At 59.3% G+C, this 23654-nt stretch carries 16 protein-coding genes; 11 read left to right on the top strand and 5 right to left on the bottom strand.

What is annotated here, in order from left to right:
- Positions 1–195: 195 nt before the first annotated feature.
- The 3 genes from HUU60_11465 to pstA all read left to right on the top strand — a co-directional run bounded on the left by HUU60_11465 (position 196) and on the right by pstA (position 3029).
- Positions 196–1206: a PstS family phosphate ABC transporter substrate-binding protein gene (locus HUU60_11465; GenBank protein ID NUL83324.1), complete on the top strand. Its 1011-nt coding sequence runs from the start codon at positions 196–198 to the stop codon at positions 1204–1206.
- 102 nt (positions 1207–1308) lie between these two features.
- A complete protein-coding gene (pstC, locus tag HUU60_11460) occupies positions 1309–2148 on the top strand; it encodes a phosphate ABC transporter permease subunit PstC (GenBank protein ID NUL83323.1) in 840 nt (279 codons plus the stop codon).
- An 11-nt stretch (positions 2149–2159) separates the two neighbouring features.
- Entirely contained in the window at positions 2160–3029 is an 870-nt protein-coding gene (gene pstA, locus HUU60_11455; GenBank protein ID NUL83322.1) for a phosphate ABC transporter permease PstA, read from the top strand.
- On the opposite strand, the gene HUU60_11450 is transcribed toward pstA, so the two are convergent.
- On the bottom strand, positions 3019–4440 hold the full coding sequence (locus HUU60_11450) for a hypothetical protein (GenBank protein ID NUL83321.1): 1422 nt from the start codon (positions 4438–4440) through the stop codon (positions 3019–3021). The two genes, pstA and HUU60_11450, sit on opposite strands and share 11 nt — an antisense overlap.
- On the opposite strand from HUU60_11450, the gene uvrA reads away from it, so the two are divergent.
- Positions 4432–7263 carry an excinuclease ABC subunit UvrA gene (gene uvrA / locus HUU60_11445; GenBank protein ID NUL83320.1) on the top strand — a complete coding sequence of 944 codons (2832 nt, stop codon included), beginning with the start codon at positions 4432–4434 and terminating at the stop codon, positions 7261–7263. The two genes, HUU60_11450 and uvrA, sit on opposite strands and share 9 nt — an antisense overlap.
- A 319-nt stretch (positions 7264–7582) precedes the next feature.
- Here uvrA and HUU60_11440 read toward each other — a convergent pair whose 3' ends face one another.
- Positions 7583–10780 (bottom strand): PD40 domain-containing protein, encoded by a 3198-nt coding sequence (locus tag HUU60_11440; GenBank protein NUL83319.1) that lies wholly within the window; start codon positions 10778–10780, stop codon positions 7583–7585.
- A 93-nt stretch (positions 10781–10873) separates the two neighbouring features.
- On the opposite strand from HUU60_11440, the gene HUU60_11435 reads away from it, so the two are divergent.
- From HUU60_11435 to ileS, 7 genes are all read left to right on the top strand, one after another.
- Positions 10874–12115 (top strand): Gfo/Idh/MocA family oxidoreductase, encoded by a 1242-nt coding sequence (locus tag HUU60_11435; GenBank protein NUL83318.1) that lies wholly within the window; start codon positions 10874–10876, stop codon positions 12113–12115.
- Between the two features lie 4 nt (positions 12116–12119).
- Positions 12120–13865: a HEAT repeat domain-containing protein gene (locus HUU60_11430; GenBank protein NUL83317.1), complete on the top strand. Its 1746-nt coding sequence runs from the start codon at positions 12120–12122 to the stop codon at positions 13863–13865.
- Between the two features lie 18 nt (positions 13866–13883).
- The gene (locus HUU60_11425) at positions 13884–14495 is read left to right on the top strand and encodes an NAD(P)H-dependent oxidoreductase subunit E (protein ID NUL83316.1); all 612 of its coding nucleotides are present in this window, start codon (positions 13884–13886) and stop codon (positions 14493–14495) included.
- Between the two features lie 148 nt (positions 14496–14643).
- Positions 14644–16635, top strand: coding sequence for a hypothetical protein (locus tag HUU60_11420; GenBank protein ID NUL83315.1), 1992 nt, complete (start codon positions 14644–14646; stop codon positions 16633–16635).
- Between the two features lie 12 nt (positions 16636–16647).
- Complete coding sequence (locus HUU60_11415; protein NUL83314.1) at positions 16648–18201, top strand: trypsin-like peptidase domain-containing protein; 1554 nt, start codon at positions 16648–16650, stop codon at positions 18199–18201.
- A gap of 124 nt (positions 18202–18325) precedes the next feature.
- Positions 18326–18823 (top strand): hypothetical protein, encoded by a 498-nt coding sequence (locus HUU60_11410; GenBank protein NUL83313.1) that lies wholly within the window; start codon positions 18326–18328, stop codon positions 18821–18823.
- 46 nt (positions 18824–18869) lie between these two features.
- Positions 18870–21671 (top strand): isoleucine--tRNA ligase, encoded by a 2802-nt coding sequence (gene ileS / locus HUU60_11405; GenBank protein NUL83312.1) that lies wholly within the window; start codon positions 18870–18872, stop codon positions 21669–21671.
- On the opposite strand, the gene HUU60_11400 is transcribed toward ileS, so the two are convergent.
- From HUU60_11400 to HUU60_11390, 3 genes are read right to left on the bottom strand one after another with little or no spacing between them, the layout of a single operon-like run.
- Positions 21668–22036, bottom strand: coding sequence for a VOC family protein (locus HUU60_11400; protein ID NUL83311.1), 369 nt, complete (start codon positions 22034–22036; stop codon positions 21668–21670). The two genes, ileS and HUU60_11400, sit on opposite strands and share 4 nt — an antisense overlap.
- Positions 22033–22920, bottom strand: a complete 888-nt coding sequence (locus HUU60_11395; GenBank protein ID NUL83310.1) for an NAD-dependent epimerase/dehydratase family protein — start codon at positions 22918–22920, stop codon at positions 22033–22035. The genes HUU60_11400 and HUU60_11395 overlap by 4 nt, the downstream gene beginning before the upstream one ends.
- A 7-nt stretch (positions 22921–22927) precedes the next feature.
- Entirely contained in the window at positions 22928–23581 is a 654-nt protein-coding gene (locus HUU60_11390) for an exopolysaccharide biosynthesis polyprenyl glycosylphosphotransferase (GenBank protein NUL83309.1), read from the bottom strand.
- Positions 23582–23654: the final 73 nt, after the last annotated feature.

Here is a 23654-nt window from a genome sequence, read left to right as displayed (position 1 = left end):
AACACGAGAGACGATGCAGACAGCGATGAAGCATGGCACGCCTCCGTTTGCTGTGTTGTTAGCCGCGATGATGCCAGCTTGATTCTAAGGACGCTATTGCAAGCGCAGAAGTTCCCGATGCCAGACCCTCTAGGAAACGCCCCTCTTAACAATCCGTTAACATTCCGCACTTCAGAATCTAAGACAGGGGTGGTTATGAAGAATACGCTTGCAGTAAGCCTTTTGGTCGTCTTGCTTTTGGCCGGATGCAGTAAAAACGATTCGACAAAAGCGGTTGGAGCAACCATCAAGATCGATGGATCGAGCACCGTGTTGCCGATTCTGGAGGCCGTCGTCGAAGAGTTTAAGAAAGAGAACCCGCAGTACAACCTTGCGCTCGGTCGATCCGGCACGGGCGGCGGGTTCAAGAAGTTTTCCCGCGCAGAAATCGACATTTCCAACGCCTCTCGACCCATCAAAGCGTCTGAAGCTGAGGATTGCGCCAAGAACGGCGTTGAGTACATCGAACTGCCCGTCGCTTACGATGCGCTCGCCGTGGTCGTGCATCCAGAAAACGATTGGTGCAGCGAGATGACCGTTTCCGAGCTCAAGAAGCTCTGGGAGCCGGCCGCTGAGAAGAAAGTAACTCGTTGGTCGCAAATCCGAGCGGGATGGCCGGATGAGCCGATCCAGCTCTATGGCGCGGGCACCGACTCGGGCACGTTCGATTACTTCACCAGCGCGATTGTGGGCGAGGAAGGCGCCAGCCGCCCCGATTACACGGCCAGCGAGGACGACAACACGCTGGTTACAGGCGTCGCGGGTTCTAAGTACGCCCTTGGATATTTTGGCGTCCATTACTTGGAAGAGAATCGCGACCGCCTGAAGGCCGTCAAGATCATCAACGACACAGGCGGCTCGACCGTAGCGGTCGAGCCGACCGCGGAGAGCGTGATCGACAGTTCCTATCAACCGCTCGCCCGACCTCTGTTCATCTATGTCAACAAAGCGGCCGCCGACCGACCAGAGGTAAAGGCGTTTATCGACTTTCTATTCGCTAACATCGCTGAATTGACCACGGAAGCGGGCTATGTACCGCTGCCGAACGAAATCTATGACATGGCCAAGGAGCGGTGGGGCAAGAAGACTCTCGGCTCGGTCTTTGGCGAGCACGGATCTCAAGTCGGGGTCAAACTGACGGACCTTTACAAGGCAGAAAAGGAGTAAGCCAGGTTGACGCCGTCTGCGACCGCCGACTCGATTGGTCCTGCCGGTCGATTTGCTAAAAAGCGCAGGACATGGGGCGAGGCGCTCGTCCAACTCTTTCTCATGCTGTGCGCTTCGGTCAGCGTGCTGACCACGCTTGGAATCGTTGCGACGCTCGTTTCCGAAAGCGCTGCGTTCTTTAAGTCCGTATCGCCGTTTGAGTTTTTGACAGGTCGCAACTGGACGCCCCTATTTGCCAACAAACAGTTCGGCGTCTTGCCGCTGGTGTGCGGAACGCTGCTTACGACCGCCGTCGCCATGGTGGTTGCCCTGCCATTAGGCTTGATCACCGCGGTTTACCTGAGCGAGTTTGCAAGGCCGGAACATAGAAGGCGCATCAAGCCGATTATGGAGATCCTGGCCGGAATCCCAACGGTCGTGTACGGCTACTTTGCGCTGATCTTTGTTACCCCGTTGCTTCAATCGTTCGTACCGGGACTGCAACAGTTCAATGCCCTCAGCCCGGGCATTGTGATGGGCATCATGATCATTCCGACCGTGGCCTCGTTGAGCGAGGACGCGCTTTACGCCGTGCCGCCTGCCTTGCGACATGGATCGATGGCCTTGGGCGCTAACCGGTTTCAGACGGTGTGGGGCGTGGTGGTGCCGGCCGCCATGTCGGGCATTTCCGCTTCGTTTTTGCTGGGCATCTCCCGCGCTATCGGCGAGACGATGATCGTCGCTTTGGCCGCTGGGCAACAGCCCGCATTCACCGCCGATCCGCGCGGCGCCGTGCAAACGATGACGGCCTATATTGTGCAGGTCTCTCAGGGCGACGTGCCGCACAACTCGCTCGGCTATCAGACCATCTTTGCAGTCGGCTTGTTACTTTTCGTCTTCACGCTCGCCCTCAACCTGGTCAGCCACTTCATCCGCAAACGATACAAGGAGGCGCGGTTGTGAACCCGCAGCCTTTGGAGACGCCGCGAGGCTGGCGAGATCGGCAATCGCGCAACGAACGGCTGTTTCAGTTCATTGCCGCCCTTGTCGTGCTGTTCGCGCTGGGCGTGCTGGTTACGCTGCTGGCCAAGACGCTTCTGGACGGCGCATCGAGGCTGGGTTGGGATTTCCTAACGTCTTACCCCTCGCGACGAGCGGCAAACGCAGGCATCTTGCCCGCATTGATCGGAAGCTTCTATCTGATGATCCTAACGGCCATCATCTCGATCCCGATCGGTATCGGCGCCGCTATCTATTTGGAGGAGTTCGGCAAGCGCAACGCCGTCTCCAGTTTCATCGAGATCAATATCAGCAACCTGGCGGGCGTGCCGTCTATCATCTACGGCTTGCTCGGCCTGCAGGTCTTCGTACGATTCTTACAAATGGAGCGCAGTCTTTTGGCCGGCGCCTGCACGCTCTCCCTGCTTGCCCTGCCTGTCATCATCACCGCCAGCCGGGAATCTCTGCGCTCCGTGCCGCGCAGCATTCGCGAAGGATCGCTCGCCTTGGGCGCCACGCAATGGCAGACGGTTCAACGACAGACGTTACCAATCGCCTTTCCATCGATGCTGACCGGCGTGATCCTCGCCCTCTCTCGCGTTATTGGCGAGACCGCGCCCATTATCACCATCGGCGCCTTCGCTATGGTAACCCAACTGCCCAACAATCTCTTTGCAGAGTTCACAGCGCTGCCCATACAGGTGTTCGATTGGGTCTCGAGGCCCCAAAAGGCCTTCCACGAGAACAGCGCCGCCGCCGTGATCGTGTTGCTCGCCTTGCTGCTGACTATGAACGCGATCGCCATCTGGCTGCGGAATCGTTACCAGAAACAATTTAACTTCTAAATCTTAACAGCGTCTCTCTAACTTTGGCCATCTCCTCCCCGGTTTTGGCCGCAATCGCCGCGTTAACTTGCTCGTCTAGCCAACGCTTGGGCGCCCTGCCCTTCAATACCGAAATCAGTTTGAAGTCCTGAACGCCCTGTCGAAACGCTTCCAACGCCCTTGACGAGACCAAATCGCCATCCGAGTAGTGCAGCCAATAGCCGGTTCTGTCTGGCGCATCTTCCCATGCGTTGCCGCGAGGATCGTACGCCGCATAAACCCCAACGCCTTGAGCGCCATATTCGTACGCTCGATAGAAGCCCTTGCGCAACCAAGAGACGCCGCAGTTTTTCTGTCGGGTAGCGTTCGAGATGATCTCGTAAATCCAAAGCGGCTTTCCCGAACGCTTTAATTCTGTCCAACAGCCGCTCCCGTCCCAACAGTAATGCCAATAAGGCTGATAAAAGTCAACCTGTTCCGAGATCAGCCTTCGTACGCCAGCCGCCGACATTTTTGTGTTGACCGGTCCTGGTCCCCAAGGCAGCGTCAAGTAGATCGGCAGAGTGGTAGAACGGCGGCGCATCCAGCGCAACCACTCGATCGCACGATCCAGATCGATCTCGGGCGGCTCGTCGGTCAGATAGACGGCGTATTGACCTTGCCGAAGTTTCAAATCCCGAACTTGATCTTCGATGTTCTTCAGCTGCTCTTGCGCCTTGGCCTCGCTCGCGCCAGACATTGCCTCGCGCATGAAGACCGGATCAGGCGCATTGAACAATAGGAACTGTGCGCCCGCCTTCTTGGCCGCCGCATGGCCTCGATTGAAGACATTGACGCCGGTCTTGACATAAGCGGGCGCCCAATCGACGCCGGTCGGCGCCGGCTGCCAAAGGAAGCATTTCAGCGGATTCTCTTTCGGAAGATCGATGGGAACGGTCTCGATCTCCACCGGAACCCTGATTCGCGTTCCGCCGCTCTCGATCGTCAGGTCGAACTTCGGCGACGGACTGGGCGCTGTCAGCCAAAGCATGGCCGGCATTCCAGGCTCCAGTTCCATCGGTTGCTTAAGGTGCGCCCAATTTGCAAAGAACTTCGGCGCATCGACTTTCGGCGGCTGTCTGAACAAAGCGTCCGGCACGGCCTCGCCCGTTCTAGACCGACCGAACCCGACTATGCACAGTTCTCCGCGAGGGCAACTCATCGTCGCTCGACAGGCGCGATCGGTGCGCAGCAGAAAGGCGAGCGTTACGATGTCATTCCTCGCGCCAAGGCCCTTCAGACGATCGTCAGACCGCCTAAACTGCCCCAGTTCCTCCAAACTCGCACAAATCCATGGGTCGATCTGAGTTACCGTAAACACGCGAAACTCCTTCGCCAGCGCTGTTGCCCGACCTGCAAAAAGTGGTAGAATCTTGTTTCGCACATGGCTCAAGATAAGATCGTCATTCAGGGCGCGCGGGAGCACAATCTTAAGAACTTCCGCATTGAACTGCCCCGCGATAAACTGATCGTGATCACCGGCATTTCCGGCTCTGGCAAGTCTACGCTCGCGTTCGATACGCTCTATGCCGAGGGTCAGCGCCGCTATGTCGAATCGCTCTCCTCTTATGCTCGGCAATTCTTGGGCGTCATGGACAAGCCCGACGTGGATTACATCGAAGGGTTGTCCCCAGCCGTCTCTATCGACCAAAAGTCCACCAGCCACAATCCGCGCTCGACGGTCGGTACCATCACAGAAGTCTACGATTATCTTCGCTTGTTATTTGCTCGGGCGGGACGACCGCACTGCCCCAATTGCGGCAAACCGATTACCCGCCAGACCGTCGATGGCATTGTCGAAAGCGTAATGCAGATGCCTGAAGGCGAGCGCATCCAAGTGTTAGGACCGGTCATTCGCGGCCGAAAGGGCGAGTATCGGCAGATTTTCGAAGACATCCACAAGATGGGCTTCGTGCGCGTGCGCGTCGATGGCGAGATGCGCGAAGTAACCGACGACATCCCTCTCGACCGATACAAGCAGCACACCATCGAGGTCGTCGTCGACCGGTTGGTCGTCAAAGACGGCATTCAAACCCGACTGGCCGAAGCGATCGAGACGGGCTTGAAATTAGGCAAAGGCGTGGTGGCCATCAGCCAACAGGATGGGCCGGAGACGCTCTTCTCCGAACAGTTCGCCTGCCCCGATTGCGGCATCAACGTGGGCGAGCTAGAGCCGCGCTCCTTTTCCTTCAACAGTCCTTATGGCGCCTGCCCTGATTGCACCGGGCTGGGCACCAAGACCGAGTTCGATCCCGAGCTGGTGATTCCCGATCCTACTAAATCGATCGCCGAAGGGGCGCTAGCGCCCTTTTTGAAGCGCGACGGCGAGATGACCGAATGGCGATTTGCAATGTTGGCCGGAGTGGCCAAACGATACGGTTTTAGCGTCGAGACGCCCATCGTCGATCTCAAACCCAATCAGCTCAACGTTTTGCTGTACGGCGTCCAGGGCGAGGTGGCTGTAGAGTTTAAGAACAAGTGGGGTCGGTCTCGCACTGTCAGCGCCGCGTTCGAAGGCATTCTGAATATCCTTCAGCGACGGTACGACGATACCGAGAGCGAGTACATTCGGGGCGAGTTGCAACAGTTTATGGCCGTCCGTCCCTGCCCTAAATGCAAAGGCCGCCGCCTGAAGGACGAAAGCTTGGCCGTAACCGTAGGGGGACGAAACATTGCCGAGGTCGCACGCATGAGCATCGAGGCCTCTTGCGAGTGGTTCGGCGGCCTGACGCCCCAACTCACCGAGCGGGAGCGCACCATTGGCGAGAGAATTGTCAAAGAGACGCGACTTCGGCTGGGATTCCTGTTAGACGTTGGTTTAGGCTACCTGACGTTAGACCGCGCGGCCAACACGCTGGCGGGCGGCGAGGCGCAACGGATACGGTTAGCGACACAAATTGGAAGCGGATTGATGGGAGTGCTTTACATCCTGGACGAGCCGAGCATCGGTCTGCACCAGCGCGATAATCGCAAACTGATACAAACGCTCACGCGGCTGCGCGACCTGGGCAATACCGTCATCGTGGTCGAGCACGACGAAGAGACGATCCGCGAGGCCGATTACATCGTCGATCTGGGGCCGGGCGCGGGGGATCACGGCGGCCATGTGGTCGCCGCTGGGCCGCTCTCCAAGATACTAAAGACCAAAGAGAGCCTCACTGGACAGTATCTGACCAAAAAGCGACAAATCGAAATCCCCCTCCTGCGACGACCGCCGACCAAGAAGCGCATTCGGCTGATCGGCGCAAGACAGAATAACCTTAAGAACGTAACTGCGGAGATTCCCCTTGGTCTTTTTGTGTGCGTTACGGGCGTCAGCGGATCGGGCAAAAGCACGCTGATTCAAGAGACGCTCTTTCCGCGCCTCATGTACCACGTTTATGGCACGCGACACGCTTGGGGCGTTCACAACGCGATCGAAGGGCTGAACGACGTGGACAAGGTGGTCGACATCGATCAGTCGCCGATCGGGCGGACTCCGCGCAGCAATCCGGCCACCTATACCGGCGTGTTCGACACTATCCGCGACCTTTTCGCAGCCGTGCCCGAGGCTCGCGCCCGAGGCTATCTTCCCGGTCGCTTCAGCTTCAACGTCCGAGGCGGGCGATGCGAGGCCTGCCGCGGCGACGGGATGATTAAAATCGAGATGCAGTTTCTGCCCGATGTTTACGTGCCCTGCGAGAGTTGCAAAGGGGCGCGATACGGCCGCGAAACGCTGGAAATCAAGTTCAAGGGCAAAACCATCTCCGACGTGCTCAACATGACGGTCGAGGAGGCGGTCGGCTTCTTCGCCGCCTTTCCGGCCATCCAGCGCAAGATGCAGACCTTAAACGACGTGGGGCTTGATTACATTCGGCTAGGCCAGCCCGCCACAACCCTAAGCGGCGGCGAGGCGCAACGGGTGAAGCTGGCGACCGAACTGAGCAAGCGCGGCACCGGCAGCACGGTCTACATCCTGGACGAACCGACCACAGGGCTGCACTTTGAGGACATTCGCAAGCTGCTCGGCGTGCTGCACCGACTGGTCGATGCGGGCAACACCGTGCTGGTCATCGAGCACAATTTGGACGTGATCAAGACGGCCGATTGGGTGATCGATCTGGGCCCCGAGGGCGGCGACGCGGGCGGCCAGATCATCGTTGCGGGCACGCCTGAAGAGATCGCCGCACACCCGACCAGCTGGACCGGGCAGTTCTTGAGATCGGTATTGAAGTAGCGCCGGACCACCGTTAGAGTACCGCCGGCGTCCCGCCGGCCCCTTGGAACCTTTCGCCCGGCCAGCCCGCCGCGCATCCCGGCTCTCGCCGCGATCCTATCCCTTGTATCCTTATAGGTCGAGGGACTCCGGGCTGGCGTTAGAGCGCAAAGGACGCGGAGAGGGGCCACCCAGAAGGGTGGCGTTCCAGAAAGCGTTCCGAACAGAGTTCCAGTATGGACCCTCCACACCTGCGGGTGCGGAGGGATAGGATTCGAACTCAAATTTGTGCTACATTTCGAAAAATTCCCGTTCAGAGTCGGATAGAGACCAATCGCTCTCAGGGCTTTTGGTCTGGGAACTCGGGCGGGGCTTTGGCGACTTCTTTCAACATCTCGGCGACGGCCTTTTCTAACTGCCGGTCCAGGCCGTTAGCGATGTCGTAGGGCATCTCCTCGACCGGAAAGTCGGGCGGACAGCCGTTGTTCTCCAGGTTAATGTGGCTGTTCACCACGTGCCATCCGCGCAAAGGCGTGCCGACGGAGCTTCCGTCCATCAACGAAGTTTGAGAGGTGCTGATAACGCCGCCAAAGGTCTGCCAGCCGAAGACCGGCCCGCGCTTTAGCGTCTTGAACGCCCAGGAGAAAACCTCGGCGTTGCTGAAGCTTCGCTCGTTGCACAGCACGCCTGCGGGCTTAGTCCAGGCGGCCAGTGGAAGTCGATCTTGGGGGTAGCCCGGGCCGCGAGTTCGAGAAACCGTGTAGGCGTGTCGTCGAACGGCCAGCATCGCCATCACCATGTCGGCCGTGCTGCCGCCCCCGTTGTATCGAACGTCGATCAGCAATCCCTTCTTGCCATATCCGGCGGAGTAAAGCTCGCGCTCCATTTCTAACAGGCTGCCTTGATTCATGCCGCGGATGTGAAGGTAGCCGAGTTGACCGTTGCTGAGGCGTTCCACCATCTGGCGATTGCGGTCGATCCAGGCCTGATAGTGCGCTTGGCGCTGCGCAGTCATGGCGACCGGGCGCAGATAGACGGTTCGTTCGTCGCCTGCTGCTGTTCGAATAACCAGCCGCGTCCGTTTGCCGACCGTTCGGTCGAACAGTTTCCACACGTTTGTATTGCCGTCAACAGAGATTTCGTTCACGCTCAGCACGCGGTCGCCTGGCTTCAGGTTCGCATCCTCGCGAGACGCGGGCATGTCGGGCAGCACGCGTTCGATGAGCAGTCCCTCGCCGGATCGGTCGTTAGACCATACGACGCCGATCGTGCCGGAGCTTCCGCTCGTGCTAACCTCTTCTGGGTCGGTGCCCGGTCCGCCTCCGCCGCCTTTTCGAAAGCTAACGTGAGAGGAGTTCAGTTCGCCCAACATCAGGTATACAGCCGCCGTATAGTCGTCGTCCGTCTCGGCGGCCAGAATGTAGTCGCGGTACTTGGTCTTCATGGCTGCCCAGTCGCAGCCGTGAAACTTTGGATCGTAGAACATCCGATCCAATACGCCCCAAGCAGCCTCAAAGATGTAGAGGTTCTCGGCTTGACGGTCGGTGGACATTTCGGCCGAGAAGTTAGTGGCCTGAACGGTTCCGCCGCCGGCCGCTACCCGCGAGATTCGACCTCGGCTGATGAAGTAGATGTTGTTGCCGTCCGCGCTCCACTCCATCTGCGATGGGGCGTTGCCGCCGGTCGTAACGCGCCGCTCCGGCCCCGTCGCTTCGAGATCGATAACATAGATGTCGTCCTCGCCTTGGTGAGACGAGCGGAAAGCGATCTTCTTGCCATCTGGCGATGCGATCGGAGAGGTTTGCGAGCCCTGCATTCTAGTTACCTGGCGCACTCGGCGTTCGATGCCGTCCAGGTCGACTCGAATGGGTTTCTTCTCGCCCTCTTTGGGCGGGTCCGGCTTCTTGGGCGCGTCGAACTTATCGTCCTCTTCCTCTTCGCGGTCGGCGCGCGTTCTCTCATGGTCGAGTTTACTCGTGTAAACCATGAACACGTTGGTTTGCTCTCCAGATCGTCGGCTTACGAAGGTGATGACCCTGCCGTCTGCGCTCCAGTGAGGCGAGCCGTCGAAGTCGGGATGCTGGCTGATGTTGTACGGTTTGCCTCCAGCCGAGGCTACGATATAGACATCGGTGTTGTACTCGTTGTCGTCGTTCGTGTAGACGAACCAGTTGCCATCGGGCGACCATTGCACATTGTCGATCGAGGCGCCTTCGATCACAAGCCGACTGTTCTTGGTCTCCAGGTCCATCACCATCAGGCGCGTTCGATCGACCACATAGGCCAGGCTCTTGCCATCGGGAGAAAGCACAGGGTCCCATTTGTGACCCGGGCCGCTGGTCAATCGGTCCAACCGGTAGGCCTCGGTCCGTCGAAGCCTTGCTTCGGCCTCGCTATCGGAGGTTAGCGAATAGAGGTCGAAGTTACCGTCGCGGTTGGAAGAGAAGTAGATCGTCTTGCTGTCGGAACTCCAAGCGAGGCCCGTTTCCTCGCGCACCGTGTCGGTCAGGCGTTTCGTCGTCCCGCCAGCCGGGAAGCGCGTTGCGAACAGTTCGCCGCGCACTATGAACGCGACCTCCTTTCCGTTCGGAGCAATGGCGAACTGATTGGCGCCGCTGGTCATTGTTCGGTGCACCATTTGGGCCTGGCGCACATCGCCGTACGCTTTCACGTCGATCTTTCGAGGCTGGCCGCTCGGCAAGCTGAGCGCCCAAAGATCAAGGCCCTGTTCGAACACCATCGTCGAGCCGTTGGTCGAGAGCCGCGGATTGCGCGGGCCGTCATCCTTGAAGCGGGTAACTTGGGTCGAGCTGCCGCCGTTTGCGCTCACTCGCCAAATGTTGTACGTGCCGTCCCGTTCCGACAGGTAGTAGAGCGTTTGGCCGTCCGGCGTCCACATAGGAAAGCCGTCCTGTCCGTCAAAGTCGGTCAGTTTTCGGTGCATCTGCGTTTTCAGATCCGCGACATAGAGATCGCTCGCCGCGCTACCGCGATAATGCTTGCGCCACCAAGGCGATCCGCGTCGGTTGAAAGCGACCTTTGTGCCATCGGGAGACAGCATGTGATAGTCGCTGGGCGCGCTGTGCACCCGATAGGGGGTACCGCCCGAGAGCGGCGCGGCGTAGAGGCTGAGCGTGTAGCCGAACGGCTCCCAGTCTCGCTCGGAGGTAAAGAGCACGGCGGAATTGTCGGAAGTCCAACTCATGACGCGATCACGACCCGAATAGTAAGTAAGCTGTCTGAGCTCGCCCGAAGCCAGGGTCAGCACGAATACGTCGTCATTACCCATGCGATTGCTGCTAAAGGCGATCATTTTGCCGTCGTGCGACCATGCGGGAGCATAATCGTAAGCCGTGTTAACGGTGAGGCGTTTGGCCTCTCCCCCGGTCATCGGCGCGATCCAGATATCGCCTTGCCACGAAAAGGCAATCTGAGAACCGTCAGGCGACGGCGCGGGAAACCGGGCGAACTTGATCGGGCTTTGCGAAACAGCGATTGAAACGAGCAAGAAGATCAAGGCTGAGAAGTGTAGACGCATTGAGAAGATGACCTCCGATTGAGCATGGGGTTCGACGCGCTCCATTCGATCCCTGCAGGGAGACTGCCCCAAAGGGCGAAGTTGTTTGGCATCATGATCACGCGAAGAGGATTTCTGAAGGGCGCTGCTGCCGCCGTTGCGTTAGCGGGTCGCCGATCATCTGCCAACGAGCGCATTCAGCTCGGATTCGTGGGAGTCGGGAGCATGGGATCGGGGCATCTGAACGGGTTTCTGGGCAATTCGGAGGTTCAGGTGGTTGCGGTGTGCGATGTTTACGGCGTCAATCGCGACAAAGCGAAGAAGGCGGCGGACGACCGATACGGCACGACGGATTGCAGGGGATATACCGACTTTCGCGCATTGATGGACGATCCTAAGATCGATGCGGTCGTCATTTCTACACCGGATCATTGGCACACGCTAATCTGCATTGCAGCGTGCGAGGCGGGCAAAGACATCTATTGCGAAAAGCCCCTCACGCTGTCGATCGGCGAGGGCAAAGCGCTGGTGAGCACGGTCAGGCGATTCGGGCGGGTGTTTCAGGTCGGCAGCCAGCAACGGTCGGAAGGCAACTTTCGGCAGGCGTGCGAATTGGTGCGCAACGGCAAGATCGGCAAGATACATACAGTGCGCGTCAACTTGCCGAACGGCCCGGAAGGCGGAGGATCGCCCGACGAACAGCCACCTTTTTCATTGGATTGGAACATGTACTTAGGTCCGGCGCCCTACGTGCAATTCAATAAAGACCGGTTTTTGTGGAACTTTCGGTGGTTTTGGGACTATTCGGGCGGCCAGATGACCGATTGGGGCGCGCATCACTTTGACATTGCGCAGTGGGGATTGGGAGTCGACACGAGCGGGCCGGTCAAAGTAGAACCGATCAAGGGCGAGCTTCCGACCAAGGGCAGCTACGAGACCTATGTAAACTACGAGGCGCACTATGAGTACGCCAACGGCATCAAGATGATTGCCGGCAACCCAGAGCGGGGCGTGCGATTCGAAGGCTCGGACGGCTGGATTCACGTGGGTCGCGGCTACATCAACGCGAGCGATCCAGAGCTGCTGAAGATCAAGCGAGAGGATTTGAAGGAGCATCTTTATCTGAGCCCAGGGCATCATGCGGATTGGCTCAACTGCATTCGCAGCCGCCGACAACCGATCTGCCGGGCTGAAATTGGCCATCGTTCGGTTTCGTGCGCGCATTTGGGCAATATCGCGCTGCGGCTAGGTCGAGCGTTAAAGTGGGATCCGATAAAAGAGGAGTTTCCGGGCGACGCCGAGGCCAATCGAATGATAACCCGGCCTTACCGCGCGCCGTGGATCCTGAAGGGGTAGCCAGATGAGAACGATATGCTTGGCGCTTGGATTGTTGGGCTGGTCGTTCGCACAGTTGTCGCCGGCCGATCATGCGGCGCTGAACTCCGAGGACGGCGCCGTCCAAAAAGCTGCCGTCTCGCGATTGGCCGACGGCCCAGCGAAGAACCTGACCGACTTGACTTTGACGTACCTGAAGGACAAGAAGCTGCCTTATCGCCAGGCCGCCGAGGCGCTGCTCTATCGTTCGATCGGCAAGGGCAATCGAGCAGAGGCTGAGGAGGCTCTGCTAGCAGCGTTGCCGAATGCCGCTACGGCCCAGGATCAACGCTACCTGATAGGGTTGTTGGGCCCGTGCGCCAGCCCCCGATCGACATCGGTTTTGGCTGTCAGCGTCCGGGATCCTGGTTTGCGAGAAGCCGCCTTGACGGCCTTGACGCTCAGTTCCGATCCGGCAGTCGGAAAGGAGTTGTTGTCGCTCTTTGAGACGATGCCCAAGGGCGAATTTGCAGGCTCCATATTGGCAGCCATGATCAGGCGCGGCGACAAAGAAGCCGCCGCTGCTTGGAAGTCGATCAATACGTCCACTCCGCTCTCCCTACGACTCATTGGGGAGAGTTTTGGCGGGCATTTCGAAGACAAGCCGAAAAGTGTCGAGGCGGCCGTAACCAAGGCGGATCAACACTTGAGCGCGGGCAAAAAGCGCGAAGCCCGAGAACTCTTGGCGCCGTTTCTAGATCAGCCGAGCTACTATCGGCCAGCGGCGCTGCTTAACTGGCTACGGAGCGATCCGCCGAACGGGCTGGACAAGGCTTGCGAATGGCTCATCGATGCGGACAAAATCGTGCGGCAGACTGCCAGAACATGGTTGGCCGAATCGGGCCAGACAAGATTGGGCGCTCGTATTGCAAAGTTAATCGAAGCCGCGCCACAGGAAGCCAAGACTGAGCTGGTTTCAATGCTGTCAACGCCGCTTTGCGAGCGGGAGGCCTCGGTTCCGGCGTTAGTTTCATTGGCGTCTTCGCCCGATGCGAACGTAGCGGCAGCGGCCATCGACGGGTTGGGGCGGCTATCGGCGCCCGAGGGGGCAACGGCCGTCTCAAAGGGACTGGCATCGGAGAACGAGGTCGTCAAATCCGCCGCACAACGCGCCGCAATCCCGGTCTCGCAGAGTTTGGCCAACCAGGGCAAAAAGCCAGAAGCTGCCCTCTTGCTAAGGTCGGCCCTGAGCGTCGCCGCTGCGCCGAGCGCGATTCGCCAGATCGCTGCAGAGTTGACGATGCTGGGCGAGAAGGTGGATGTAACCGCGATGGCAGCCAGGCAGGGTTACTTGGTCAGTTGGCGCGCCGCCGGACCGTTCCCCGATCGCGCGATGCTGAGGAACGAGGATGCGATCGACATCAAGAATCCCGGCTCTGCGAGTTGGAAACCGATCGCCCTTGACGATCCGACCGGCCTGGTCGATTTGGAGCGCCACGTCGCTCGTCAGGACAATGTCGGCGCCTACCTGATCACCGAGTTCGAGAGCGACGGTGTGCAAGAGGCCGTCTTCCGTTTCGGCTCGGACGACGATCTGTTCGTTTGGCTCAATGGAGCGCTGATCCACAAGTTCGTGGGCGATCGCGGCAACACTGCGGATGCCGACGCCGTCCGCACAAACGTGGTCAAAGGCAAGAACGTGATGATCCTGAAGGTTTTGAACGGCGGCGGACAATGGTCGGTTTCGGCGCGAGCGCTCAAACCGGACGGAAGCCCGCTGCTGGCCAAGTGATTGGGTAAGATAGACGCCATGGCACTTGTTCGCATCACTCAACGCCCCGCGCCGCCACTGATCGACGAGATCGACCTTAAGTTTTCCGATCAAGCCGTTAGAGAGTTAGAAGCCATCGCGTCTCGCTATCCCGAACGCAAGGCCGCTATATTGCCGGGACTTTGGATCGCTCAGCGAGAGTATGGCGGGCATCTGACGCCGGAGGCTATTGCAGAGGTCGCGCATCGATTGAGCCGGTCGTTTGCCGAGGTGGAAGGCGTCGCTACGTTCTACACGATGTACAACAAGGCGCCGGTCGGCCAGTTCATGATCGAGGTCTGCACAAACCTTACGTGCATGGTTTGCGGCGCCTATCCTCTGCTGAAAAAGTTTGAAGAGACGCTGGGCATTCGACTGGGAGAGACGACGGAAGACGGTCTGTTCACACTGACCGAGGCCGAATGTCTGAACAACTGCGGCGACGCGCCGGTGGTTCAAGTAGGCGACGTCTACTACCGCAAGGTCGGAATCGATCAAGTCGAGGCTATGATCGACGAATTGAAGGCGGGCGAAACCCGCACGGTCGTTGGATTGGCCGATGCGATTGTAAAGGTTCATCTCCGCGAGGGCGAAGTCGAAAAGCAGGGCTGACTTCGCCAAACTTTCCAACGTTTTCGCGAGCGGCAGCCGTTTTGAACCGCATTTCGGGCTACAATTATTGCTATAGGCAGGAATCCGGGGATTGTGGAACGAATATAGGGTTGTCGTCTTGACCTTAACCAAAAGGAGGCGCATTTACATGCGTAGAGTAATCGCAGGGATTCTAGCGACGGTTCTAACCGCAGGATTGGCCACTGCTCAGACCGCGCCAATGATGTATCAAGGGCAGCTCCGGCAGGGCGGTTTGCCGGCCAGCGGCGCTTTCAACATGGTGTTCCGACTATGCAGCAACGCGGGCCCGGGCGGCGTGCTTCAGAGCATTCCACCCGCCGGCACGATAGTCGTGAACGTGGCAAACGGACTATTTAGCCAAGAACTGGCATTCGACGCGGTGCATTTTACCGGCGCCGATCGCTGGCTAGAGATTGTGGTCAACGGCACGACTCTCTCGCCGCGGGTCAAGATCAATTACGCTCCTCATGCCGCCTGGGCGCGATCCGTGCCTTGGACCGGCGTTACGGGCGCGCCTACCACATTCCCGCCGTCCGGGCCTGCCGGCGGCGACCTGACCGGCACCTATCCGAACCCGACCATTGCGAACAACGCTGTAACAAGCGCGAAGATTGCGGACGGCAACGTTACTGTGAACGACCTGGCGACCAACTCGGTAACAACCGTCAAGATCAACAACCTGGCTGTTACCGATGCCAAGATCAACGACGTGGCTTGGGGCAAGATTACGGGCGCTCCCGGCTCCTTCCCGCCTTCGGGCGCGGCTGGCGGCGACTTGGGCGGCACCTATCCCAACCCGAACGTCGTTCGACTACAGAATCGACCGATGCTGAACACGGCGCCTTCGGCCGGCCAAGTGATCAAGTGGGACGGCGCCAACTGGGCCCCCGCCAACGACGACTTTACTCTAACAGTCAATAAGTCGATCGCGGCGGCCGGCGTACCGGCCTTCTGGATCACTAATACTGCGGGCAGCGGTTCGGCTTGGGGCGGCGTCTTCTATTCGGATAGCCCTGCCGGCGTCGGTCTTTTGGCAGCGAACAACTCGGTCACCGGCACCAACTATGCGTTGCTGACTCGCGCCAACAGCCCAGACGGTTGGGGCGGCTTCTTTATCGGCAAAGTCGGCATAGGGAGTGCCACGGGAACTGCTCAGACAGAGATCAGCGACGATGATGGCGACATCAACCTGAACAACGTTAACGGTTCGATCACTTTCGCACCGACCGCAGGAGCCAACTCGGCCATGATCAACATGTTCGCCTCTGGCGTGTCCAACGCCAACCGCATGGTGATCGCGCATTCGCCTGGCTTCCAAGATTGGGGGCTCCAGTACCGCGACTCCAACGACAGCTGGCACTGGCTGCGAGCGGGCGTCGCCATCATGAGCATCACCGGCGGCGTGGGCATTCAGGTCGAAAACCCCGCTTACTCGCTGGACATCGGCGGTCGCTTCCGAGTGCGCGGCACCAACGATACGGGCGGCTCGGCTGGAATGTGGCTGTACAGCCCAAGCACTGCGTCGGACAGGGCCTTTGTCGGCCTTGAGACGACGAATCTCGTCGGCCTCTGGGGCAACCAAGGCGCCGGCTGGAGCTTTAAGATGGACTGCACGACCGGAAACGTCGGCATAGGCATGGCGCCGACCGGTCATAAGTTGGCCGTCAACGGCACGGCGCGCGTCAACGTCTTAGAGATCGCGGGCGCCGACTTGGCCGAGAAGTTCGCCGTATCGCACGACGGGCTTGTGCCGGGCATGGTGGCTGCCATCGACCCGAACAATCCTGGCAAACTGACCTTGGCCGTTGGCGCCTATTGCAAGGCCGTTGCAGGCGTCGTGGCCGGGGCCAATAACTTTGAGACCGGCATCGTGCTGGGCAACCTGCCCGAGAGCGAGACCGGCGCCGCTGTGGCGCTGAGCGGTCGAGTTTGGGTCTATTGCGACGCCACCGAGCGAGCGATCAACCCCACCGACCTCTTGACCACCTCGAACACGCCTGGCCATGCGATGGCCGTCGCCGACCATTCAAAGGCTCACGGCGCCGTTTTGGGCAAGGCCATGACCGGACTGGAGAAGGGCAAGAAGGGCCTCGTGCTCGTGCTGGTCAACCTGCAGTAAAAGGAGAAGACGATGAGAACCCGCATCTTGTGCGGCATTGGGCTGGCGGCGCTGTGCGCCGCGACCCAGGCCCAACTAAGCGTTGGCAGCGTGCCCGAAACCTTCGGCGCTCAACGGCCCGACGGCTACCAGGCCGGTGTGCCAAAGCCCGACCTGTGCGACCAGATCGCTCCTTTTGTGCCCGCTTTTCGGTACGAGTTGGAAGAGACCGTCAAGCCGGCCAAGTGGAACGGCGCGGTCGCATCAGAAGAAGGCAACCTATCGCTCGATATCGGCTATCTCCGCGAGGCACAGGCTGGCATACTGGAGATGGCGCCCTGGATCGAGCTTCCTAACGACAAAGGCTGGGTTAAGCGCGTGGAGCTGAGTTCTAAAAACGCGACCGGACTGCGCGTCGTGATGACCAGCCCCGACCATGCCCAACTGCGCGTGTACGATCCTGCCTCTGGCGTTGCCTGGGGACCGTACGCTAACCGACCTGTAGACGACGATGGGAAGTGGTGGTCGACCGTTATCTTTGGCGACACGATCGGCTTGGAGTTCTGGGTGCCGGCCGATATGCCGCCTCAGATGATTCGCGATCTGCGGATCACCGACGTGTTCTACTGCTACTACCCGTTCTCTCACTTGGTCGAGGACCACGCCGATACACAGGGCGCTTGCCATCTCGACCTGATGTGCTTCGCCACTCGTCGAGACACCATCGAGGCGAGATCGATCGCCGTGCTGTTCAACACCACCGGCTGTACGGGCGCCATGCTGAACCGAACGGGATCTGACTTTGCGCCGATTCTGATGACCGCCCGGCACTGCATCAACACTCAGGCGAATGCCAACGGCATCGCGGTCGTGTTCTTCTGGCAGGCGACATCGTGCAACGGCGCGAACCCGAACTTCAACACGCTTCCTCGGAACGACGGGTCTCTCTTGCTCAAGACAGACTTGAGTTCCGAATGGACGCTGTTGGGGCTCTATGATCCCGCCGGCACCAATAGCTACGCCGGATGGACTAGCGGCACGGTCTCTAACGGCACCGCCGTCTGGGGCGTTAGTCATCCTGGGCTGGAGGCTAAGCGGTATCACGACGGATCCAAGGTGGGCAACAGCAGTTGTCTCGGCGGCAGTTCCCACTACTTCTCGTGGGCCACGGGACGGATCGATCCGGGCTCTTCCGGCTCGCCGATCTTCCGCAACGATAACGGCCAAGTAGTCGGTACGGCCTCGTGTGCAAGCGACACGAACGGCGACGGAACGGCCGGACCGTGCGCGCCAGACGGATGGTATGGACGACTGGACGTTGCGTTTGCAGAGATCCAGTACTATATCTTCAACATGGCCAACCCGACCTACGTCAATCGGGCCGTGGCTGGAGACGCTGGCAACGACGGCAGTTCCGAACGAGGCACCAATGCCAACCCGTTCAATACCGTGCGGGAAGGCTACTATTGCGTGCCTGCGGGCGGTACCGTCAACATCCAGGTCGGCAACTACAACGAGCGGTTTACGTTGTGGCGACCGATGACGCTGAGAAACGTTGGTGGCGTCGTGCGAATCGGCACACCGTAGTCGACATCCAATCCCGAGGGTCTCCATACCCTCGGGATTTTTCTCTTTCCGGCGATTTTGCTTGACAATCTCCTTGGTTCTTGCGTTATACTCTTTTCCAGGCCTGCAGGAAAGGAGAAATTAGATGAAACCCCTTATAGCCGCGCTGTACATCGTGTTTAGCGCCGCGTCCTATGCCGACGAGGCATTCCAGTTAATCGCCACCTTGTCGCCGCCCGGCGGCGGCTCGTTCCAACCCGTGCTCAGATTCCAGATATTGGGTACGGGCGGTCCAGCGTCGCCCGGCGCCATCGACGTTGCATTCAGCCCGGACGGCATGGAAATGTTCGTCGGCAGCCACTTTGGCCAAGGCATCAATCGGTTCGCCTACAACGCGAATACGGACAGTTGGACGCTGACGGGCAATATCCCGACTGCGTCGCTGGGCGGATTGGCAACCACGTTTGCGCCGTTCTTGCCGGGCGACATCGATCAAAACGGATGCGTGGACGATGTCGATCTGGCTCGCCTCTTGTCGATGTTTGGGTTCACCGGCGACCTGCCCGAAGACCTGAACGACGACGGCGTGGTGGACGACACCGATCTGGCGGTGTTGCTGACCAATTTCGGCCGCGGCTGCTAACCCCAAACTTGGCGCAGAGGGATTAGGTACAATCTCCCTCTGCGCTATGAACTATCGAGACACCTTAAACCTGCCGAACGCAGAGTTTTCCATACCCATGAAGGCCAACCTGCCCCAGCAGGAGCCTGAATGGCAGAAGTTTTGGGACGAGATCGGCCTTTATCGCCGCCTTGTAGACCGAGAGGCGCCGACGTTCATCCTCCATGACGGCCCTCCTTACTCCAATGCCAGCATTCACATGGGGCATGCGTTGAACAAGACGCTAAAGGACGTCATCGCTCGCCACAAGTCGCTTTCCGGCTTTCGCACGCCCTATGTGCACGGCTGGGACAATCACGGAATGCCGATCGAGAACGCCGTGGCATCCCGATTCTTAGAAGAAGGCAAGAAGCCGGATCGCGTGGAGCTTCGACGCGCCTGTCGAGCCTATGCCCACGAGCAGATGGCGATCCAGAAGAGCCAGCTTCAGCGCCTTGGCGTCATCGGCGATTGGGATCGGTCCTACTACACAATGGAATACGGGTATGAGGCGACCGAGGTGCGCGTCTTTGGCGAACTGTACCAAAAAGGCTACATCTATCGCGATTTGAGGCCCGTCATGTGGTGCCCGGTCTGTGCCACCGCGCTGGCCGAGGCCGAGATCGAGTACGCCGAGAAAGAGAGCGATTCGATCTTCGTTCGGTTTCCACTGCGCACGGACCCAACAGGCAAGTTGGGATTTGAGAACCTCTATGCGCTGATCTGGACGACCACGCCCTGGACGATTCCGGCCAACTTGGCGGTGGCCCTGCATCCCAATCTGGATTATGTCGTTGTGCGAGCAGGCGATGCGCGCTATCTTTTGGTAGACAGCTTGGTCGAAGATGCCATGGACGCGGTCGGCGCGGGCGATGCGGCCCGAGTCGCGCAGTTCAAGGGCAATGAGTTAGAGGGCGTCGAGTTTAGCCATCCCCTGTTCGATCGCGCTTCTCCCGTCGTGCTGGCCGACTATGTCTTGGCCGACGAGGGCACGGGCGTGGTCCACACCGCGCCTGGGCATGGCGCCGAGGACTTTTACACGGGTCGAAAGTACGGATTGCCGATCTTGTGTCCGGTCGATGGCAATGGCCGCTTTACAGAAGAAGCGGGCGAGTTTGCCGGACTGCCCATTGCGCCCGAAGGCAATCAGCGCGTCATCGAGCGTTTGCGCCAGGCTGGCGCCCTTCTAGCCCATACGACCTATGCGCACAACTACCCGCACTGCTGGCGCTGCCAGTCCCCCCTGCTCTTCCGCGCGACCGTTCAATGGTTCATGGCGATCGATCACGACGGACTGCGGCGGCGATGCCTAGAAGCGATCGACCGAGTGAGATGGGTGCCAAAAGAGACGATCAATCGCATCTGTACGATGGTCGCCTCCCGTCCCGACTGGTGTTTGAGCCGCCAGCGATCCTGGGGCGTCGGCATTCCGGCCTTCTTTTGCACCGAATGCGAAGAGCCATACGTTACGCCCGACAGCGTCGAGGCGATCGCCCAACTGGTCGAATCGGAAGGTTCGGACGCTTGGTACGAGCGCGAAGCGAGCGAGATATTGCCCGGCGGCGCGAAGTGCGAGTGCGGGTCTGCCTCGTTTCGAAAGGAGACGGACGTGCTGGATGTATGGTTTGATTCGGGATGCTCCAACCGGGCCGTGCTCGAGCGCCATCCAGACCTGCACTGGCCCGCCGATCTTTACATCGAGGGTTCCGACCAGCATCGCGGTTGGTTCAACTCGAGCCTCATCGTCAGCATGGCGACGAAGGGGGCGCCGCCCTATGGCACGGTCGTTACCAACGGCTGGGTTACCGACTCCGATGGCAAGAAGATGAGCAAGAGCAAGGGCAACGTCGCCGATCCGCTCGAGGTGTGCGAGAAAATGGGCGCCGATGTGCTGCGGCTTTGGGCTACCTCGACCGAGTACTCGGACGTCGTGCGGTTGGGAGACGAGATTTTGAGCCGCGTGGCCGAGGCCTATCGCCAGATACGGAACACCCTTCGGTTCATGCTAGCAAACCTGTCCGATTTCGAACAGCCGGTCGACAAAAGCGAGATGCTGGAGATCGATCGGTGGGCGATGGCCGCTCTGCAACGATTTGTGGCCCAGGCCCGGCATCAATACAATGAATACGAATACCATCCGTTCTATCACGATCTTCGCAACTTTTGCAACGTCGATCTGAGCGCCTTCTATCTGGACGCCATCAAAGACCGACTCTATGCCGAACGCGCTCAGAGCCTGCAACGGAGGTCGGCGCAGACGGCACTCATGGCTCTTGCGTCCACCTTGAGCCGAATTGTTGCGCCGGTATTGGTGCATACGGCCGAGGAGGTCTGGCAACGGTTGCCGCTGCCAGACAAAGCCGTTTCGGTGCACTTGTCCGACTTCCCAACGGTAGACGCGCAATGGCAGGATGAAGCGCTCTTGGCACGATGGGAAGCGATTCGCGAGGTTCGAGACCTGGTCAATCAGAAGGTCGAGCAGGCCAAGAACGACAAGACCATCCCCAATCCTCAGTCGGCAGCCGTGGCACTGGCCGTGGATAGCGAGCGATTCGGCATCTTGGATTCGCTAGGCGACACGCTGCCAGCGCTGTTCGGCGTGTCGCAAGTCTTGCTCGTATCGCTGAACGAAGTTCGAGACCAGGGGCCTTTGGCCGTAATGCTTGGCATTACGGAGGATTCTATCGCGCCTGCAGAGGGTGTAAAAGTCGCCGTCAAATTAGCCGACGGCTCAAAGTGCGCCCGATGCTGGCGCGTTCTGCCGGATGTCGGCGCGCACGGGCCGTTCGACGAAGTTTGCAGTCGCTGCGCCGGCGCGCTGGCGAGTTAGCCTTCTTGATAGACAGCGAAGTAGGCGCCTGCCGGGTCTTGCATAACGCACATCCAAGAGGAGCCGTTGTTTCTCGGGCCTTGAATGATCTTCCCGCCCGCGGCTTCGCACTTTTTGGCCACATCGTGCACGTCTGCAACAATGATGTAGATGAGCCAGTACGGAGGTAGAGCAGCATTGGGACCTTTCGCATGGCAAATGCCCGAAACGGCCTCCTTCCCTTCCGGCGCGATCATACCGTAGTCGGAGTAGTCGCCCATCGCATGGGCCTGCGCTTCCCATCCGACCACTTGACGATAGAAGTCGATCAGTTCGTCTGCCTTCGGTACCGTCAAATCCACCCAACCGATTGTCCCAACCTTCATTGCAGCCCTCCCCTAAAGTGATCGATTGTGCGACTAATGCCTTCCGTTATACCCGTCTGCGCGCGAAAGCCGATCAAACGCTCGGCCTTGGAGACATCGGCAGAGGAGAACCGCACGTCGCCCGGGCGCTCCGGCTCGAACCGGGGCGTTGGAGCAGTGCCAGCGCGCTTGGCGATATTCTCTAGCAATTCCAGCAGGCTGATCGATCGCCCAGAAGCGATGTTGAGAGTCTCGCCTGCCAGACCGTCTGATTGGAGCGCCAGCCAGACGGCTCTTGCAACGTCTCCGACATAGATAAAGTCGCGAGTCTGCCGTCCATCGCCGTAGACGATCGGCTGGCGACCTGTCGCAACCGCCTCGATCCATTTAGGGATAACGGCCGCATAGTCCGAATCGGGCCGTTGCCGCTCGCCATAGACGTTGAAGAACCGAAGCGCGACTGCGTTCTCCCTATCGCGAAGCAGATGCTCTCCGATCAGTTTGGTCTCGGCATAGGGGGTTGTCGGATCGGTCGGGCTCTCCTCGCCCTTGGGCAGACCGGGCAAATTGCCATAGACCGCCGCGCTAGAGGCGAACACTAATCGTCGAGCGCCCATCACATTGAACAGGCCGCGAAGATTGGTCTCATAGGTCTCCGCAGGTCGTTCTACCGAGCCTGGGGCAGAGGTATAGGCGGCTAAGTGCACGACTGCATCGGCCTCTTCGCAAAGCATCCGGACGCTCGAGTCTCGCACGTCCGCCTCGATCAGTTCGAAACCGGCTGCGTTCTCTCGCGAGCCGGTCGAAAGGTTGTCCAGCACGGTAACTTGGCAACCCTTGGATGCTAAGAAAGCCGCTACGTGAGAACCTATAAAGCCAGCGCCGCCGGTTATGAGCGCGCGCACAGGCGGGCTAGTAGGCGCCCTCGCCGCGAAGCACGGCGGGAACGGTCATCAGCAGGATTTTGACGTCCATCCAGAGCGACATGTTGTCTACATAGTACATATCCAGTCGCATCCATTCGTCAAAGGTCAAGTTGCTCCTGCCGCTGACTTGCCAGAGGCCTGTACAGCCCGGGGGCACGGCCAGTCGCCAATAATACTGCGGATCGCACTGGTTCAAGTCCACCGGCGTCATGGGCCGCGGTCCTACAACGCTCATGTCGCCCTTTAGCACATTGATTAACTGAGGCAGTTCGTCCAGGCTGAACTTCCGAATGAATTGACCGACCTTGGTCACCCTGGGGTCGCGGCGAATCTTGAAGATCGGACCGGCCTGCTCGTTCATATGCTCGATCAGTTGCCTCAGCTCTTGGGCATTGACGCGCATCGAGCGAAACTTGTAAAAGATGAACGGGCGACCGCGACGACCGATGCGAATCTGCTTGAAGATGATCGGGCCGGGCGATTCGATCTTGATCATCACGGCAATCGCCAGCATAACGGGCATCAGCACGATCAGCGCGCCTGCAGACACGATGATATCGAGCAACCGCTTGACAGTTCGGTAAGGCACGCGCCGCTCGGGAATGTGCTGCGCGTACGGCGATTCGCGGAAGGGCGCCATAGGGCGGTCAATCGTTTGGATCGGGGTTCCCATGTTCGTTAGCTGAGTCTGCACGGGCCGTGCCAAACCTGCA

It is taken from the genome of Armatimonadota bacterium (assembly GCA_013359125.1).
In the GTDB taxonomy this organism is placed as follows: Bacteria; Armatimonadota; Fimbriimonadia; order Fimbriimonadales; family GBS-DC; genus JABWCR01.
The sequence above is the reverse complement of the archived record's forward strand: the minus strand, read 5'-3'. Positions and strand labels throughout refer to the sequence as shown.